At 64.4% G+C, this 17,930-nt stretch carries 17 protein-coding genes; 4 read left to right on the plus strand and 13 right to left on the minus strand.

The window, feature by feature from the left end; translation table 11 throughout:
- Positions 1 to 15 precede the first annotated feature (15 nt).
- Together BG023_RS04095 and glmM are read right to left on the minus strand one after the other, a co-directional pair.
- A complete protein-coding gene (locus tag BG023_RS04095) occupies positions 16 to 240 on the minus strand; it encodes a DUF1272 domain-containing protein (protein WP_069309336.1) in 225 nt (74 codons plus the stop codon).
- A gap of 99 nt (positions 241 to 339) precedes the next feature.
- Complete coding sequence (glmM, locus tag BG023_RS04100; protein WP_069309337.1) at positions 340 to 1,677, minus strand: phosphoglucosamine mutase; 1,338 nt, start codon at positions 1,675 to 1,677, stop codon at positions 340 to 342.
- Between the two features lie 100 nt (positions 1,678 to 1,777).
- On the opposite strand from glmM, the gene BG023_RS04105 reads away from it, so the two are divergent.
- Positions 1,778 to 3,064, plus strand: a complete 1,287-nt coding sequence (locus BG023_RS04105; RefSeq protein ID WP_069309338.1) for a dicarboxylate/amino acid:cation symporter — start codon at positions 1,778 to 1,780, stop codon at positions 3,062 to 3,064.
- Positions 3,065 to 3,127: 63 nt separating this feature from the next.
- Here BG023_RS04105 and BG023_RS04110 read toward each other — a convergent pair whose 3' ends face one another.
- From BG023_RS04110 to BG023_RS14365, 3 genes are all read right to left on the minus strand, one after another.
- Entirely contained in the window at positions 3,128 to 3,724 is a 597-nt protein-coding gene (locus tag BG023_RS04110; RefSeq protein ID WP_069309339.1) for a urate hydroxylase PuuD, read from the minus strand.
- 92 nt (positions 3,725 to 3,816) lie between these two features.
- Positions 3,817 to 4,452 carry a sigma-70 family RNA polymerase sigma factor gene (locus tag BG023_RS04115; RefSeq protein ID WP_069309340.1) on the minus strand — a complete coding sequence of 212 codons (636 nt, stop codon included), beginning with the start codon at positions 4,450 to 4,452 and terminating at the stop codon, positions 3,817 to 3,819.
- Positions 4,449 to 4,676, minus strand: a complete 228-nt coding sequence (locus tag BG023_RS14365; protein ID WP_083234516.1) for a NepR family anti-sigma factor — start codon at positions 4,674 to 4,676, stop codon at positions 4,449 to 4,451. The genes BG023_RS04115 and BG023_RS14365 overlap by 4 nt, the downstream gene beginning before the upstream one ends.
- 221 nt (positions 4,677 to 4,897) lie before the next feature.
- Between BG023_RS14365 and BG023_RS04120 the strand changes: the two genes are divergently transcribed.
- The gene (locus BG023_RS04120) at positions 4,898 to 6,616 is read left to right on the plus strand and encodes a CHASE domain-containing protein (RefSeq protein WP_233993071.1); all 1,719 of its coding nucleotides are present in this window, start codon (positions 4,898 to 4,900) and stop codon (positions 6,614 to 6,616) included.
- Between the two features lie 53 nt (positions 6,617 to 6,669).
- Here the strand turns inward: BG023_RS04120 and BG023_RS04125 are convergent, their stop codons facing one another.
- Together BG023_RS04125 and BG023_RS04130 are read right to left on the minus strand one after the other, a co-directional pair.
- The gene (locus BG023_RS04125) at positions 6,670 to 7,458 is read right to left on the minus strand and encodes a response regulator (protein WP_069309341.1); all 789 of its coding nucleotides are present in this window, start codon (positions 7,456 to 7,458) and stop codon (positions 6,670 to 6,672) included.
- Positions 7,459 to 7,727: 269 nt separating this feature from the next.
- On the minus strand, positions 7,728 to 8,903 hold the full coding sequence (locus tag BG023_RS04130) for an N-acetyltransferase (protein ID WP_233993072.1): 1,176 nt from the start codon (positions 8,901 to 8,903) through the stop codon (positions 7,728 to 7,730).
- A gap of 157 nt (positions 8,904 to 9,060) precedes the next feature.
- On the opposite strand from BG023_RS04130, the gene BG023_RS04135 reads away from it, so the two are divergent.
- On the plus strand, positions 9,061 to 10,158 hold the full coding sequence (locus BG023_RS04135) for a fatty acid desaturase family protein (RefSeq protein ID WP_069309342.1): 1,098 nt from the start codon (positions 9,061 to 9,063) through the stop codon (positions 10,156 to 10,158).
- 14 nt (positions 10,159 to 10,172) lie between these two features.
- On the opposite strand, the gene BG023_RS04140 is transcribed toward BG023_RS04135, so the two are convergent.
- The 6 genes from BG023_RS04140 to BG023_RS04165 all read right to left on the minus strand — a co-directional run bounded on the left by BG023_RS04140 (position 10,173) and on the right by BG023_RS04165 (position 16,569).
- Entirely contained in the window at positions 10,173 to 10,682 is a 510-nt protein-coding gene (locus BG023_RS04140; protein WP_233993073.1) for a GNAT family N-acetyltransferase, read from the minus strand.
- Positions 10,679 to 11,788, minus strand: coding sequence for an LPS export ABC transporter permease LptG (lptG, locus tag BG023_RS04145; protein ID WP_069309344.1), 1,110 nt, complete (start codon positions 11,786 to 11,788; stop codon positions 10,679 to 10,681). Before lptG ends, BG023_RS04140 begins: the two co-directional genes overlap by 4 nt.
- Positions 11,789 to 11,794: 6 nt before the next feature.
- Positions 11,795 to 13,036: an LptF/LptG family permease gene (locus BG023_RS04150; protein WP_257784908.1), complete on the minus strand. Its 1,242-nt coding sequence runs from the start codon at positions 13,034 to 13,036 to the stop codon at positions 11,795 to 11,797.
- 92 nt (positions 13,037 to 13,128) lie between these two features.
- Positions 13,129 to 13,533: an ATP-dependent Clp protease adaptor ClpS gene (clpS, locus tag BG023_RS04155; protein WP_442956777.1), complete on the minus strand. Its 405-nt coding sequence runs from the start codon at positions 13,531 to 13,533 to the stop codon at positions 13,129 to 13,131.
- Positions 13,534 to 13,715: 182 nt separating this feature from the next.
- Complete coding sequence (locus BG023_RS04160) at positions 13,716 to 14,507, minus strand: phasin family protein (protein ID WP_069309345.1); 792 nt, start codon at positions 14,505 to 14,507, stop codon at positions 13,716 to 13,718.
- A gap of 145 nt (positions 14,508 to 14,652) precedes the next feature.
- The gene (locus BG023_RS04165; protein ID WP_069309346.1) at positions 14,653 to 16,569 is read right to left on the minus strand and encodes a PHA/PHB synthase family protein; all 1,917 of its coding nucleotides are present in this window, start codon (positions 16,567 to 16,569) and stop codon (positions 14,653 to 14,655) included.
- A gap of 159 nt (positions 16,570 to 16,728) precedes the next feature.
- Between BG023_RS04165 and BG023_RS04170 the strand changes: the two genes are divergently transcribed.
- Positions 16,729 to 17,928, plus strand: a complete 1,200-nt coding sequence (locus tag BG023_RS04170) for an LL-diaminopimelate aminotransferase (RefSeq protein WP_069311113.1) — start codon at positions 16,729 to 16,731, stop codon at positions 17,926 to 17,928.
- Positions 17,929 to 17,930 lie beyond the last annotated feature (2 nt).

A 17,930-nucleotide genomic window follows, 5' to 3' on the forward strand; every position in this document is an offset into this window, starting at 1 on the left:
GGGCGGTATTGCCGCCTATCCCTTGAATTTGCGCACAGTGCTCGGCGGGTATTTCGCATGCAGCGCCTTGGCGCGCGTCGGGCGATCCATCAGCTCGCCGCCGCAATTGGGGCAGCGGTCGTCGAGGTCTTCGGCACATTCGGCGCAGTACGTGCATTCGAACGAGCAGATGAACGCGCCGGGGGCATCGGCGGGCAGCAGCACACCGCAGGTTTCGCAATCGGGACGCATTTCGAGCATTGCATCAACTCCCTGGTTCCGTTCGTGTCGAGCGAAGTCGAGACACAAAGAGGCACCGCAAGGCCTATCGACTTCGCTCGAGGCGAACGGGAATGATACTCAGACAGCCGCCCTGACCGCCTCACAGATACGATCGACCACGGCTTCAACCTCGGCGCGGTCATCGCCTTCGGCCATGACCCGGATCAGCGGTTCGGTGCCCGAAGCGCGGATCACCAGGCGGCCCTTGCCGGCCAGCGAAGCTTCGGCATCGGCGATCACCGCCTTGACGCCTGCATCCTCCAGCGGCTTGCCGCCGTCATAGCGCACGTTCTTCAGCAGCTGCGGCACGGGATCGAAGGCGTGCAGCAGCTCGCTTGCCCGCTTGTCCGATCGCACCAGGCTGACCAGCACCCGCAGTGCCGCCAGCGTGCCATCGCCGGTGGTGGCGTGATCGAGCAGGATCATGTGGCCCGATTGCTCGCCGCCGACATTGTATCCGCCCGCCTTCATCGCTTCGAGCACGTAGCGGTCGCCCACCTTGGCGCGCACCAGATCGAGCCCGAGCCCGCCGAGATAGCGTTCAAGGCCGAGGTTGCTCATGACGGTCGCGACCACGCCGCCGCCGGTGAGCGCACCCTTTTCGTGCATGCGGGTTGCGATCACCGCCATGATCTGGTCGCCATCGACCGCGCGGCCCTTTTCATCGACCACGATCAGCCGGTCGGCATCGCCATCGAGCGCGATGCCGATATCCGCGCCTTCCTCGACCACCTTGGCCTGAAGCGCGGCGATTGCGGTCGACCCGACGCCGTCGTTGATATTGGTGCCGTTGGGGGTGACCCCCAGCGTGACGATGTCCGCGCCCAGTTCCCATATCGCAGAAGGTGCCACCTGATAGGCCGCGCCATTGGCGCAATCGACCACGACCTTGAGCCCGTCAAACCGCACTTCGGAGCTGACCGAGGCCTTGACCGCGTGGATATAGCGCCCGCGTGCATCATCGATCCGGCGCGCACGGCCGATCTTTTCCGCCGGTGCGAGTTCGACCTCGCCTTCCATCAGGCGTTCGATTTCCAGCTCGGCCTCGTCCGACAGCTTGAACCCGTCGGGGCCGAACAGCTTGATGCCGTTATCGGCAAAGGGATTGTGGCTCGCCGAGATCATCACGCCGAGATCGGCGCGCATTTCGCGGGTCAGCAGGGCGATCGCGGGGGTGGGCAGCGGCCCGGTCATGATCACGTCCATGCCGACGCTGGTGAAGCCCGCCACCAGCGCGCTCTCCATCATGTAACCCGACAGGCGCGTGTCCTTGCCGATCACCACCCGGTGGCGGTGCGAACCGCGCAGGAAATAGGCGCCGGCCGCCTGCCCGACCCGCATTGCGGTGGCGGCGGTCATCGCGCCGGAATTGGTGCGGCCCCTGATCCCGTCGGTTCCGAACAGCTTGCGTGCCATCTAATCGCGCGCCCCTTTTCCGCTCGCATGATTGTCTCGCGCTTCTGGCGCGGTTATCGCGCAAAGGGAAGGGCTGCGAGCCCACTTAAAGGACACGAAATTGCTGGACAACGATAACACCGGTGCAGGCGGGCAGGGAAAGTTCGCGCTGGTCTCGATCCGCCTGCCGGTGGCGCTGACCTTTGCCGCGCTGATCGCAGGGCTGGTGGCAGGCATCGCCGGGGCCGCGCTGGGCGCGCCGGGCTGGACGAGCGAGATCGCAAGCCTGGTCGGCGGGCTGTGGCTGCGGGCGTTGCAGATGACGATCATCCCGCTGGTTGCAGCGCTGCTGGTGCTGGGGCTGGTGCAGATGATCCTAGCCTCGCGGGTGGGCACGGTGGCGCGGCGGATGATCGCGCTGATGGTGGTGGTGCAACTGGCGGGCGGGGCGTTCACCTCTGTTGCCATGCCTGCGCTGCTCAAGGCCTTCCCGGTGCCCGAGGGCGCGAGCGCCTTTCTCGCGCAGACCCCGGCCGATGTCGGCGAGGTTCCCGCCGTGCTCGACTTCATGGCGTCGCTGGTGTCGCCCAACATCATCGCGGCAGCAGCCGAGACGGCGATGCTCCCGCTGACGATCTTCTTCGTCATGTTCGCGGTGGCGATCACCCGCCTTCCGCAAGATCAGGGCGACCGGTTGCTCGGCTTCTTCCATGCGCTGGGCAACGTCATGCTGCTGATCATCGGCTGGGTACTGGCGATTGCGCCGGCGGGCGTATTCGCGCTGGCTTACGGGGTGGGCGTGCAGAGCGGTGGCGGTGCGTTTGCCGCGCTCGGCCACTATGTGCTCATCGCCACGATGATGGGCACCTTCGTCTTCCTGCTCGCCTATGTCATCGCGGCGGGGCTGGGGCGGACAGGGCTGATGTCCTTCACCAAGGCCGTGCTGCCAGCGCAGGCCGTGGCGCTTTCGACGCAGAGCTCGCTCGCCAGCCTGCCCGCGATGCTCGACAGCGCGGGGCGGCTGGGGCTCAAGGCCTCGACGGCAGAATTCGTGCTGCCACTCGCGGTGGTGATCTTCCGCGCGACCAGCGCCGCGATGAACCTTGCGGTGGTCTATTACATCGCCGCGCTAGCCGGGATCGAGGTCTCGCCCGCCATCGCGGTGGCCGGCATCCTGATCGCCAGCGTCATCAGCCTGTCGGCGGTGAGCCTGCCCGGCTCGATCAGCTTCGTCGTCTCGATCGGCCCGATCGCGCTCGCCATGGGCGTGCCGGTCGAGCCGCTGGCGTTGCTGGTGGCGGTGGAGATGCTGCCCGACCTGATGCGCACGCTCGGCAATGTCACCATGAACGTGGCTGTCACAAGCGCGGTCGACCGCGCGGCGGCTGGTACACAAGAGCCGGCTTGAAGCTGCCAGCCCGATAACAAGCGGAAATTGAATTGCCCCCTCGAAAGGGGGGCAATTCATCAATCAGGCGCCGAGGTTCGCGCTGACCATGCAGTAGAGCATCGGCAAGGACAGCAGAACATTGGTGCGGCTTGCGGCCAGAGCACGCGGACGCAGCTTGGCCTTTTCCTCATCGGTCGCGCCGGGAACGATGTTCAGGATCTTGCGCTGCGCCGGCCAGATGATGAACCAGACGTTGAACGCCATGATCAGCGCCAGCCACATGCCCAGACCGATCAGGTTGGTGCCGTCGGCACCGTAACCGCTGAAGGTAAGCGCCTGTACGGCATAGCCGTTGTGGAAGGCGATCACGAGGCCGAAGACGACCGTGAGCAACGCCGCATAGCGGAAGAAGAAGAACACCTTGGGCGCGATGTGGTTGTTGATCGCACCGGTCTGCTCGGCAGGGATCGACGGCATGGTCGGAACCTGCACAAAATTGAGGTAGTAGAGCAGCCCGATCCACAGGATACCGAAGAAGGTGTGGAGCCAGCGGAACACGTCGTCCGCCACCGATTTTGCATCTGCTCCGGTCCAGCCGGTGAAACTTACGATTACCAGAATCGCAGCGACCAGCCCGACGGCCAGCACAAGATGCAGATTGCCAAAGAACTTTGCCATTTGATCCCCTTTTGAATGGTTGCGGGCGCAATCATGGCGGGAAAAAATCGGCTTGTCACACCTGTTGTGGCCTTTCCCGCCAGAATTGCGGGTCACCCTCGCGTGCTGACCCCGTTGCCGCCAGCCACCATGTCCAGTTCTTCCAGAATGGCGCGGTGGGCGACCTCGTCGTCGCTGGAGCGGCGCGGGATATTGCCGCTGGTGAGCATTTCGCTGAGCGCGGCGCGGGCGCGGCCCACGCGGCTCTTGATCGTGCCGACTGCACAGCCGCAGATCGCGGCGGCTTCCTCGTAGGAAAAGCCGCCCGCGCCCACCAGCAGCAGCGCTTCGCGCCGTTCGGCAGGCAAGGTCAGCAGCGCCCGGTGGAGATCGGACAGGTGGATCGGCTCCTCCTGCCCGGCGGGTGCGGTGAGGATGCGTTCGGCCACGCCCTCGTCATACTCGCCGCGAAAGCGGTTACGGCGCATGTCGGTGAGATAGGCGTTGCGCAGGATCACGAAGGTCCAGGCGCGCATCGAGGTGCCGGGTTCGAACCGGTCCTGCGCCGCCCATGCCTTGAGCAGTGTTTCCTGCACCAGATCATCGGCAAGATCGGGCCGACCGCAAAGCCCGCGTGCAAAGGCGCGCAGGTGCGGTACCACGCCGGTCAGTTCGCGCTTGAAATCGGATTGTTCGCTGGCTGTCCGCGCAGCGGGCCGCTTTTCCTGCTGGCTGACATCATCGCTCATTGCCCGCGATCCCGGCTGTCTCGGGATGGTGCGGCATCGTTTGCGCCGCCTCCTGATGTCTTCCCGTCGAGCCGGTCGAGCAGGTCCTTGAAACTATCGGGCAGATCTTCCTCGACCACCGAATCATAAAGCTGTTTCAGACCGTCGGCCCATTCAGGCGCGCGTCGCTGTTGGCCGTTGCCTGCCCCGTCGCTGCCGCCGCCTTGTCTGTGATTCGAGGCCATGATGCTCTCGGTTCGTCCCTGATCCCGTTGCCCTGCCCCCACCATGGAGGCCTTGCCGTGCGTCTGGTGATGCGCCGGGATGCTCCGGCAACCACCCTTCGATGCGCGAGTTTGGACGATTCGGGAACGATGCGCTACCTGTTTGGTTCCGCTCGGGGTCAGGCTGTCCCGGTCTGAACCGCAGCGGCAGAGCATTCGCAGGACAGCGCACCATCGACAGCGTGGATTTCAGCACCGAAGCCGATACGCCCAGCGCGCCGCCCGCCTCGGCGCGGGCGCGGCGCTGGCTGGTGCTCTACCCGCGCGCGATCCCGCTCGCGATATTTCTTGCGATTGCTGCGATCACCGCGCTCAGCGTGTTCGCCATCGAAAGCAACGCCCGCGCCAGAGAGCGTGCCCAGATGCGGGAATATGCGCAGGGCATCGCCGCCGCGCTCGATCGCTCCAGCAGCGGTTTTTCCTCCTACCTGCGCGCCGGGGCCGCCCTGTTTTCAAGCCGCGAGGAGGTGAGCCCGCAGACCTTTGACGATTTCGTCAAGGCGCTCAAACTCAACACCGAATATTCCGGCGCAGAAGGGATCGGCTGGATTCCCGTGCTCGAAGCGCGCGATCTGCCCGCCTTCTATGCGCGCACCCGTGCCCGTCAGCCCGATTATCCCGATATCTACCCCCGCCCGGTCCAGGGCACCGGACGGATCGCACCGGTAACGATGTTCGCACCCGCCAGCCCGCGCAACCGCCGTGCGCTCGGCTACGACATGTATTCCGATCCCGCGCGCGCTGCCGCTATGGCTGAAGCCGAACTGACCTTGCGCCCGGCGGCATCGGGACGGATCAGCCTCGCGCAGGAAACCAGCACCGCAGCCCCGGCCTTTGCGATCTACATGCCCGCGTTCCGCATCAGCCCTGCGGGTGATCGGCGGCTGGTCGGGTTCGTCTACACCCCCTTCCGCGCCCGCGCATTCCTTGAGGCAGCGATCGACCGCAAGGGTTCGGGCCAGTTCGGTGTCCGCCTGTATGACGGCGAGGCGAGCACCGGGCATCTGCTGGTGGCCGATTCCATCGGCAATGCGCCGAGCGCGACGGTCGATCAGGCGGTGACGATCGCCGATCGCAAGCTGCTGCTGGTGATCGAAGCCGCCAATTCCCGGATCCTCTCGCCGCTGTCGATGGTGACGCTCAGCTTCGGGCTGGCGCTGGCGAGCCTGCTGATGCTGCTCGCGCGGCTGCTCACCCAGCAGGCGTTCGAGGATCAGGCGCGGCTGGCGTTTTTCGAGGAACAGCACGCGATCCGCAATTCGCTCACGCGCGAGCTCAACCACCGGGTCAAGAACACGCTCGCCAATGTTCTGTCGATCCTGTCGCTGACGCGGCGGCGTGCCAATGACCTCGATGAATTCGCCGATAGCCTCGAAGGGCGGATCCGGGCGCTCTCGGCAACCCACGATCTGCTGACCCGCACCGATTGGGGCACGACGCCGATCCGCGCGGTGATCGAGGCCGAGCTCCAGCACTTCCGCATTGCGCTGGGCGATGCGATCCTGCTGGAGGGGCTGGAACTCGAGCTGGCGCCCAACGATGCGCTCTCGTTCGGGCTGGCGGTGCATGAGCTGGCGACCAACGCGGCCAAATATGGCGCGCTCAGCGTGCCGGGCGGACGCGTGACCATCCGCTGGCAGCGCGGCGAGGACCCGCAGGCGGAGACCGAATGGGCCGAGGTCGAATGGCAGGAAACCGGCGGGCCGCCGGTCGCGCAGGTGCGCCGCCGCGGGTTCGGCACCGAGCTGATCGAGAAGATCGTCGCGCACGAATTGCGCCGCCCGGTCGCGCTCGAATTCGATCCCGAAGGCGTGCGATGCGTGCTGCGCGTGCCGGTCCGCCGCCCATCAGACTTCCGCATCCGGGAGAACGAGCCGGACAGAAGGGTACGAAAGCCTTAGGCTTGCGATCGTGCTGGGGCGGGAGGTCTGCGCCACCGTAAGGTGGCACGCAATCAAAGCGGCTTGGTGGACCCGAAGAACAGCGCCTGACTTATTGCAGCGCGCACCGTGGCTTCCTGGAATGGCTTGGTGACCAGATAGGTCGGCTCGGGCCGGTCACCGGTCAGCAGGCGTTCGGGATAGGCGGTGATGAAGATCACCGGCATCGAGGCGAGCGCGAGGATATCGTCCACCGCGTCCAGACCTGAAGAACCGTCGGCGAGCTGGATATCGGCCAGCACCAGCCCCGGCATCGCCTGCGCCACGGCCTCGCGCGCTTGCGTGCGGGTGGCGGCGGTGCCGCTGACGGTGTGACCGAGGCCTGTAACCAGATCCTCGAGCTGCATGGCGATCAGCGGCTCATCCTCGATGATCAAGACCGATGTGGTCTGCTCACGCTCGATGTCGGCAATCGCTTCGGCGACCATCGCATCGATCTCGGCAGCCGAGCGATCGAGGATTTCCGCCGCCTCGGCGACCGAGAAATCTTCCAGCGTTGTCAGCAGCAGCGCCTGACGCGCCGGCGGGGTGATGACAGACAGGCGGGATTGTGCGCCTGCCTCGTGCTCGCTTGTGGTCGTGCCGCTTGCCGCTGCTCCCGAAGCACTCGTCCAGACCTTGCTGAATGCGCGGTAGAGCGGCACCCGCCCGCCTGCGAGCGAGGCCTTGAGCGTATCGTCCGCCAGCACCGCTTCGAGCATCTCGCGCACATAGGCATCGCCGCTGGCCTGTGATCCGGTCAGGGCGCGTGCATAGCGGCGCAGGAAGGGCAGGTTGGCCGCGATCTGGCTGGCGAGTGACATGGGTATCTCCGCGCTGACAAGCGATGTGATAATCGATTCGGGGCCATAGCGGTTCCCTCGGCCCGCGTCGCGTTGATCCGGTAAGTCGTTCGATTTCGGTGGGTTTGCCATTGGCACTCACACACCGAAAAAAAATTTTGACCCTACGGGAACCGCAATTTTGCTCGCGCATTATGCAGTTGTCACCGCCGAGACCCCCCTCCCGTCCAAGCGGCCGGTGATACGATCCCGAAAGGCCTCTGCTCGTTCGCGAGTGGAGGCCTTTTTTCTTAGCCCAATCCCTTCTCGTAGATCACATATTCGCGGTTGATCGTGCTCTGGATCGTGTCGGCAATCGCCACCATGCCTTGATTGTCTTCGAGCACCCAGCCCAGCTCTCCCCGGGTCGAGCCGAACTTGCCATTCGCCTCCAACCGGATGGTTTCGATCATCATGAAGGCTAACTGGCTGGCGAGGCGGCTGTTGTGCAGTTCCTTGAGCACGCCCATCAGCGGCACCCGCATCCCGGCACCCTTGGGAAAGCGCAGCCAGCGCAGCATGTGGATCCAGCCGAACGGGAACAGCTTGCCCTTGATCCGCGCCAGCGCGTCGTTGACATCGGGGAAGGTGAGCATGAACGCGACAGGCCGCCCGTCGACCTCGGCGATCATGTTGAGTTCTTCCTTGATGATCGGGCGCAGCTTCTTGCCGGCATAGGCGACCTCGGCAGGAGTGAAGGGCACGAAGCCCCAATTGTCCGACCAGGCATCGTTGAGGATGGCGAGGATGATCGCGACCTCGTCGTCCCACCGGCTCTTGTCGACCCGGCGCACATTGATCCGCGCATTCTTGTGGCCCGATTGCACGATCCGCTGCACCAGCGGCGGGAACGGCTTCGAGATGTCGAGATCATAGGTGTAGAGCGTCTTGGCGCAGGCATAGCCGGCCGCCTCGATCCACGCAGCGTAATGGGCAGGGTGATGGCCCATCATGATCATCGGGGCATGATCCTGACCGCGCACCAGCAGTCCCGGCTCTTCCCAGATCGAGAGCGAGATCGGGCCGAGCACGCGGGTCATGCCCTGGCCTTTCAGCCACTCTTCCGCTGTGGTCAGAAGCGCGCGGGCGACGGCCTCATCCTCGGCATCGAAATAGCCGAAGAACCCGGTGCCGGGGCCAAAGCCCTGATCGGCGGGCATTGCGAGCGCCAGCTCGTCGATATGCGCAGAAATCCGTCCGACCGGCTTGCCGCCGCGATAGGCGATGAACATCTGCGCGCGGGCATGGCCGAAGAACGGGTTCTTGGCCGGATCGACCAGTTCGAGCTGTTCGGCCCTGATCTGCGGCACGAAATGCGGCAGACGGTCAGAGAACGCCCGCCCCAGATCGACGAAGGCCGCGCGCCCGCGCTTGTCGGTGACCGGTTCAATTCTTATCTCTGCCTCGCGGCTGGCCACATCCGTCACGCGCCGATCCCCGTATTTGCGATCTATCAAGGTGTCTGTGTCGCGCCTGCGGCAAACACGCAAGGCTATCGATTACTGTCACCAACAACCCGCGTTTGGCTTGCTTCCCGATTTCGGGTAGGGCGAGCCTCAGGAAATTGCCGAAAACGATCCAGAAATGACTGTGCACCAGACCCTCTCCACTGCGCCTGAAGCGCCGGTTCCGGCAAAGGCGACCCGCGTCCAGTTTATGGCCGAGGACGACAAGGCGATGCTGCGCGCCGCCCGCGATCTGACCAAGGGGTTGGGCGAGGCCAAGGCTTCGATCTACTGGCCCGACATGCTGCTGTCGGCGGGCATCGGCTATGCCGGGATTGCGGCGGCGATCCTGGCGCAGAGCCTTGCCGTGCAGCTGGCGGCGGGGCTGGTCGCGGCTCTCGCGCTTTACCGCGCGCTGATGTTCATCCACGAGCTGACCCACATCCACCGCGATGCGCTGCCCGGTTTCCGCACCGGCTGGAACCTGCTGGTCGGCATCCCGCTGCTGACGCCGAGCTTCATGTATGAAGGCGTCCACACCATCCACCACAAGCGCACGCAATACGGCACCGTGGAAGATCCCGAGTATCTCCCGCTGGCGCTGATGAAGCCGTGGAGCCTGCCGCTGTTCGTGATCGTCGCGATCCTTGCGCCGATTGCGCTGATCGTGCGTGCGGCGGTGCTGGTGCCGCTGGGGGCGCTTATCCCGGCGGTGCGGAACCTGACGTGGGAGCGGTTCTCGTCGCTCCAGATCAACCCCGAATTCCGCCGCCGTCCGCCCGAAGGTGACCTGATCGCCCGCGTACGTTGGCAGGAAGCAGGCGTGTTCGTGTGGTCATGGTTGCTGATCGGCAGCACGCAGATTGTCGGCTGGAAGCCGCTTGTGATCGCGCTGGCGATTGTGTCGCTTACCGCCGTGCTCAACCAGCTGCGCACGCTGGTCGCGCACCTGTGGGAGAACGAGGGCGAGCCGATGACGGTGACCGCGCAGTTCCTCGACAGCGTCAATGTGCCGCCGCCGGGCCTCGCCGCTGAGATCTGGGCGCCGGTGGGACTGCGCTATCATGCGCTCCACCATCTGATGCCCTCGATGCCCTATCACGATCTGCCCGAAGCGCACCGCCGTTTGGCCCGCGAGCTTGGGACGGGTTCGACCTATGAGGGCGCAAACCACCCGGGGTTGCTGGTGCTGGTCGGCCGGATCGCCAAAAGCACGATGGGCGCGAAAGCGGGCTGAGCGCCTCCCTTTCCTCAGTCGAGGAAGCAGATCATCGCGCAGCGGCGGTCGGCGGGCAGGCCATCGTCGACTTCGTTCGCCAGTTCGCCTGCGAGGCGCGGGTGTGCGTCGAGCGCGGTGACTTCCTCGAAGCCGAGCCGGGCGTAGTACGGCCCGTTCCACGCAAGATCGCGAAAGGTGGTGAGGGTCAGCGCCTTGAAACCGGTGTTGCGCGCATCGATCATCGCCGCGCGCACCAGACCTGCGCCGATGCCGCGCCGTCCGAAGCGCGGATCGACATCCATTTCCCAGATGTGGAGTTCGCGGCTGAAAGGTTCGGCAGCGAGAAAGCCGGCCATCTCCTCGCCCACGTGCGCGACCAGGCAATGCCCCCGGCGTATCAGGCGGCTATAATCGGCCTCTGAACGGGTGCGGGCGGGATCGATCGAGGGTTCATCGGCAAAGGCCACCGCCGCCGCGCGTTCAATCCCCGGCATCGCCGCTGCATCGGTGGCCCGCGCCAGCCGCAATGACCAGCCGGTCACTCCTCGGTCCGGATCAGCACCGTCTCGCCCAGAAGGACGAACAGCACGAAGGGCGCCCATGCGGCGAGCAGCGGCGGGTAGCCGCCGAAGCTGCCCATCGCCAGTGCGGCATTGTCGACCACGAAATAGGCAAAGCCCAGCGCCATCCCGATGATCGCGCGCACGAACAATTGGCCCGAACGCGCAAGGCCGAAGGCGGCGATCGAGCCGAGCAGCGGCATCAACAGCGCCGATAGTGGGCCCGACAGACGATGCCACCACTTGGCGCGCATCTCGTCGGTGTTGCGGCCTGCGGCTTCATAGGCGTCGATGCTGTCGGACAGCTCCCAGAAGCTCTGCGCATCGGCATCGACCGATTGCAGCATGATAGTCTCGGGGCTCAGGTCCTTGCCTACCACCAGCGTCGGCATGGTATCGGTGATCGCCCCTGCTACATCGAAGCGGGCGGCCTTTTCGAGCCGCCATCCGGGCGCAGCGAAGGTCGCGCGGGGGCTGCGGATCTGTTCGCGGATAATCCCGCCCGGCGCGCGTTCGTACCAGGTTACGCCCGAGAGCACGATGTCCTTGCCCGATCCGGTCAGTGCTGCGGCGGAGAGAATGTTCGTACCATCTGTCAGATAGACATTGGCACGCGTCCCGCCTGCGCCGGCCGACGGTGTCGGGATCGGCCCGTATTCTGCCGCTTCCCATGCCTTGAGCGTCCCGTTGGCGCGGGTGACGACGCGTTCGTTGAAGCCGAAGCTGACGATCGAAACCACTGCCGCCGTCAGCAGCAGGGGGGAGAGCACCTGATGGGCCGAAAGCCCGGCGGCCTTCATCGCCACCACCTCGCTGTTCTGGTTCAGCGTCACCAGCGTGATCAGCGTCGCCAGCAGCACGGAATAGGGCAGGAAGCGCGATATCAGCTGCGGCAGGCGCAGCCCGGCATAGCGCAGCACCTCGCCCTGTCCGTTGCCGGGGTAGGCGAGGATGTCGCCGGTCGCCGACAGCAGGTCGAGCATCAGCAGCACCAGCACCAGCATGACGAGCACCGCGAAGATGCGCATCACGAACATCTTCGCCAGATACAGCGTCAGCGTGCGCGAGGGGAAGAAATCGAGCTGCATGAAGACCTATTCCGCCGGGGCGGTCTCCGCTGGAGGACGGTAGGCGCGCGGCGCGCGGCGGACAAACAGCTTGCCGAGCCGCTTCGATAGCTTGGCGAAGGCCATTTCCAGCGCGCCGATCGCCTGCCCGCCGGGGACATAGGCGACGCGGTAATACATCCAAACGATCAGCGCCGCGAACAACACGAACGGCACCCACAGCGCCAACACCGGATCAATGCGACCCAGCGCGCCGACATCCTCGCCGTATTGATTGATCTTGTGATAGGCGACCACCATGATGATCGACACGAACACGCCGAGCGCGCTGGTCGATCGCTTGGGCGGGATCGCGAGCGCCACCGCCAGCAGCGGCATCAGGAACATCATCACGATTTCCACCAGCCGGAAGTGGAAACTGGCGAGGCTCGCATCGCGGGCTTGCGGCGGGCTGCGCTCGCCCCAGCCGATCTGCAGCAATTCGGGCAGGATGTATTCGCGGGTCTTGTCGCCGCGGGCGCGGAACGCCTCGATCGCGGGCAGATCGATCGGCAAGTCGTGACGGCTGAAGCTGAGCACACGCGGGGTCTGCCCCTTCATGCCCGTGTCCTGGATGATCGTGCCTTCGGTCAGGCGCAGGATGATCGTATCGGGATTGTCGCGCGTGGCGAGGAACGCGCCCTCGCGCGCGCTGATCGAGAGCACCTGTCCCTGCTTGTTCGAGACCCGGGCAAAAATGCCGATCAGTCGGCGGCCTTCATCCTCGCTCTCTTCGATACGTAGCGCCATGCGGTCGGCCAGCGTGGTGAATTCGCCGACCTTGATCGACGCTCCAAGCGCGCCCGAGCGCAGCTCGTATTCCATCTGTTCGTAGTAGTAGCGGCTGATCGGCTGGATATAGAACACCAGCGCGATATTGACTCCGACCAGCAGCAGCGTGATCGCATAGGGCATCCGCAGTAGCCGGTTGTAGGACAACCCGACTGCACGCATTGTGTCGAGCTCGGACGAGGTCGCGAGTTTTCGGAACGCGAGCAGCACGCCCAGCAGCAGCCCGAGCGGGATCGCAAGGCTGGCATATTCGGGGATCAGCGCACCGAGCATTTTGAACACCACGCCCACCGGTCCGCCTTCGACCGCGACGAAATCGAACAGCCGCAGCATCTTGTCGAGCATCAGCAGCGATGCGGCGAGCGCAAACACGCCCAGCATCGGCACGACCGTGAGCCGCAGGATATAGCGGTCGATGCTGGAGATCGGTTGCTGCACGTGAGGTCGTTTCCGTCGAATGCGCGAAGGCCCCTATGCCCTAGCGCGTCCGACCTCGCGCGTCATGCCCTCAATTGCATGGCGACCGGCGCTTACGCCTGTTCGAGCGTGCATTGCAGCGGGTGCTGGTTCTGGCGGGCGAAGTCCATCACCTGATTGACCTTGGTTTCGGCCACTTCATAGGTGAACACGCCGCATACCCCCACGCCGCGCTGGTGGACGTGCAGCATTACGCGGGTGGCCTGTTCCAGATCCATGCCGAAAAAGCGCTTCAGCACCATCACCACGAATTCCATCGGGGTGTAATCGTCGTTGAGCATCAGCACCTTGTACTGGCTCGGCTTCTTGGCCTTGGCGCGGGTTTTGGTGGCAACACCGACCTGATCCTGTCCGCCAGTGCCCTTGCCGCCGTCCTCGTCCTCTGCGCGCACGATCAGGCCGAGCGGCACAGGCAGCGCAGCGCTTTCGGCAAGCGTCGGAGAGATGCGAATGGACATGAGCCCCCATTATGGGATTCGCGCGCTGTGGTGCAAGCAATTGGTGCGAATTGTTTGGCGAGGCACGCTGCGTAAAGAAAAGGCCGGCCAGACTCGCGTCTGGCCGGCCGGCGCCTTTCGGCGCGCTCTCGTGAACCGGGTTGGGAGAGAGAGGAGAGAGGCCCGGTCCAGGAACTTGTAGCTTACGCAGCCTTGCCGAACTTCTCAGCTGCGACGCTGACGCGGTTCGAAATCGGAGCGAATGCATCGTTGTAGAGCTTCACCCAGGCTTCGGTACGCTTCGAGCCGAACGAAACCAGCGCGTCGAAGTTGCGACGGGCGAGTTCGCCCTGCAGCTGGAACAGTTCGGTCGGCGACTTCACGGCGACAACCTTCTTGGCGTCGGCGGTAACGGTTTCGATCACGGTCTTGCCGGTTTCGAGGTCGCTGCGGACGATGTCCTGGGCGCCGGCGAAGAAGATCTTGCCGCTTTCAACGACGGCGTCGACGTTCGCCTTGCCGAATTCGCCGGCTTCGCTCGCGAGCACGGTGGTCTTGGCGTAAGCGGTCTTCGCACGGGTCTGGACGTCGGCGAGCACTTCCTTGGCGGTCGCGGTGATGTCGGTCTTCTTGGCAGTGGCCATGATGGTATCCTTGAGCTTGATGACGGGATTGGTCTTGGGTGCAGCGGCGGGCTTGGCGGCCTTCGGGGCAGCCTTCTTCGCCAGCACCGGCTTCTTGACCGGAGTCTTCTTGGTCGCCGCCTTCTTGACGGTCTTGGCAGCAGCCTTCTTGACCGGGGTCGCCTTCTTGGCGGCCGGGGCCTTCTTCGGCGCTACGATCTTCTTGGCAGCCGGCACCGGCTTTGCTGCAGGAGCAGCCTTGGGCGCTTCTGCGGCCTTGGCCGATGCTTCGGCATAGGCCTTTTCAGCGGCGGCATCGATCTTGGCGACCACCGGCTTGGCTTCGACTGCTTTGGTTTCAACTTCGGACATGACGACCTCGCTTCATGTTGCACTGCACAAAATAGGCATTGCAGCTGCGAAGTCAAGCATTTTTGTGCAGCGCACAATAAATGATTAAAACGATGTTTTATATATAAAAAGCCCGACCTGTACCGACGGGCCGCCAAAGAATCGTCTAACGGGTCTTCACATATCGGCCCGGAGCATCCTCGATCACGGTGTCACCCTTGCTGCCCGGCACGCGCTTGCCTTTGGCCGGAACGCGGGCATCTGACTGGCGGTGGAGCCATTCGAGCCAGTGCGGCCACCAGCTCCCCGGATGCTCGGTCGCACCTTTGACGAAGTCCTTGAGCGAAGGTGCGGCGCTGTCGCCGACCCAATACTGGTACTTGCCCGCAGAAGGCGGGTTGACCACGCCTGCGATATGGCCCGAGCCAGCCAGCAGGAATTCCATCGGGCCGGTAAAGTGGCGGGTGATCCGCCACACGCTTTCGGCCGGTGCGATATGATCCTCGCGGCCCGCCTGGACAAAGCTGGGCGTGGCGACCCGCGTCAGGTCGATCGGTGTACCATCCGCCTCCAGCGCGTCTGGCACAACCAGCTTGTTGTCGCGATAAAGGTCCCGCAGATAGGAATTGTGCCACTTGGAGGGTAGGTTGGTGACGTCACCATTCCAGTGGAGCAGGTCGAAGGCCGGATAGTCCTCGCCCAGCAAGTAGTTGTTGACCACGTAGTTCCAGATCAGATCGCGGCCACGCAGCGCGTTGAAGGTGGCGGCGAGATAGCGCCCGTCGAGATAGCCCTGCGGCGAGAGCTGCCCGATCATCTCGAGCTGGCCTTCATCGATGAAATGCTTGAGGTCGCCGCTTTTCTCGAAATCGACCTGCGCGGTGAAGAAGGTCGCGGACTTCACCTTGTCCGCCTGGCCGCGCCGCGACAGCACGGCCAGAGTTGCAGCCAGCGTGGTGCCGGCGACGCAGTAGCCGATGGTGTGAACCGACGGCACATCGAGCCGGGCGCGAACATGGTCGATCGCCTCGATCTGGGCGCGGATGTAATCATCCCACACGATATCGGCCATCGTCTCGTCCGCGCTCTTCCAGCTGACGACAAAGACAGAGATGCCCTGATCCACCGCCCACTTGATGAAGCTCTTCTTGGGCGTGAGGTCGAGGATGTAGAACCGGTTGATCCACGGCGGGAAGATCACCAGCGGCACTTCCAGCACGTCTTCCGTCGAGGGCGAATACTGGATCAGCTGGTAGAGTGGGGTTTCGTGCACCACCTTGCCCGGGCTCGCCGCAAGGTTCTCGCCCAGACGGAAGGCGTCGGGATCGGTGTGGGTCAGCTGTCCGCGCTTCAGATCGTTGATAAGGTGCTGCATCCCGCGCACCAGATTGGCGCCCTTGGTGTCGACCGTGCGCTTCAGCACCACAGGGTTCAGGGCAAGGAAATTGTCCGGGCTCATCGCTTCGGCGAGCGCGCTTACCGCGAATTCAAGCTGCTGGCGCTTCACCGGATCGAGCCCCTCCATCCCCTTCACGCTGGTACGGAAATAGTCGGCGATCATCAGATAGGTCTGATGCAGCAGCAGGAAGGCCGGATGCTCGCGCCATGCCGGATCGGCAAAGCGCCGGTCAGACTTCGGCAGCGCGCCAGCCTCGGGTGCTTCCGACATCTTGCCGCCTGTCGCACCCGCAACCACGCTCTGCATGACCCCCGACCACAGCTGCATCTGGTCCTGCGCGAGCTTGGCCGAGGCCTCGAACAGCCCTTTGGGCATCTGGCCAAGCATGCCCTGCGAGATCGTCAGCCATTGGGCCGGATCGATCGGATTGGCGCCCTTGGCCGCCTTCTCAGCCGCTGCGGTGGCCTGATGCGTGGCGAAATCGAGCCACAACTGCTGGAGCTGCGCGCCGATTGCCGCCCATTCGCCCAGATCACCGGCATTCATGCCTTGTCCGAACACCGAATCCAGCCCCTTGCCCGACATCATGCCGCGCATCGCTTCGCCCTGCATGTCGAAGAAGCCCTTGAGACTTTCTCCCGCCGCCGCCATCGTGGCTGCCATCGGGTCGGTATCGTCTGCCATGGCCTGAACTGTCCCTTGTTCGCTGTGCTGCTTAGTAGTGCCGACAATTGCAGCTTGCCGCAATTGCCGAAAACGCCTTCCCACCGCCTGCGAACTTCGCCTAGGGAGAAAACTGCGCTGCACTGCATCAAGGCCGCGCAAGACAAGGTGATGACGACGATGAATGACCAGTTCTATCGCATGAAGCGGATGCCCCCGTATGTGATCGCGGAGGTCAATGCCATGCGTCATGCCGCCCGGCTGGCAGGGCAGGACATCATCGACCTTGGCATGGGCAACCCCGATCAGCCCCCGCCGCAGCACGTCATCGACAAGCTGTGCGAGGTTGCAGCCAAGCCTGATGCGCATGGCTATTCGCAGTCCAAGGGCATCCCGGGTCTGCGCCGTGCACAGGCGGGATATTACGCGCGCCGCTTCGGGGTCGAGCTTGATCCCGAGACCGAAGTGGTTGTCACGATGGGTTCGAAAGAGGGTCTCTCGAGCCTCGCCACCGCGATCATCGCGCCGGGCGACGTGGTGCTCGCGCCCAACCCGTCCTACCCGATCCACACCTTCGGCTTCATCATTGCGGGCGCGACGATCCGCTCGGTGCCGACCACGCCGGACGAACATTACTGGGAATCGCTCGAGCGGGCGATGAATTACACTGTCCCGCGGCCCAGCGTGCTGGTGGTCAGCTACCCCTCCAACCCCACCGCCGAAACGGTCGAGCTGCCGTTCTACGAGCGGTTGGTGGCCTGGGCGAAGGAGAATCAGGTCTGGGTCGTGAGCGATCTGGCCTATTCCGAGCTCTATTTCGACGGCAAGCCGACGCGCTCTATCATGGAAGTGCCGGGCGCGAAGGATGTCGCGATCGAATTCACCTCGATGTCGAAGACCTATTCGATGGCCGGCTGGCGCATGGGCTTTGCGGTGGGCAACCGCCAGCTCATCGCCGCGCTGACCCGGGTGAAGTCCTATCTCGATTACGGCGCCTTCACGCCGATACAGGCTGCGGCCTGCGCGGCATTGAACGGGCCGCAGGACATCATCGACACCAACCGCGAGCTTTACCACAAGCGCCGCGACGTGATGGTCGAGGCATTCGGCCGTGCGGGCTGGGAGATCCCCGCGCCGCCCGCCTCGATGTTCGCCTGGGCACCGCTGCCCCCGGCCTTGAAGTCGATGGGCAGCCTCGAATTCTCCAAGCAACTCCTGACCCAGGCGCAGGTCGCCGTGGCACCGGGCGTGGGCTACGGCGAAAACGGTGAAGGCTATGTCCGCATCGCGATGGTCGAGAACGAGCAGCGGCTTCGCCAGGCCGCCCGCAACATCAAGCGATATCTGCAGTCAGTTGGCGTCAACAGCTCGGCAGCGTGAGC

The organism is Porphyrobacter sp. LM 6 (genome assembly GCF_001720465.1).
Taxonomy (GTDB): domain Bacteria; phylum Pseudomonadota; class Alphaproteobacteria; order Sphingomonadales; family Sphingomonadaceae; genus Erythrobacter.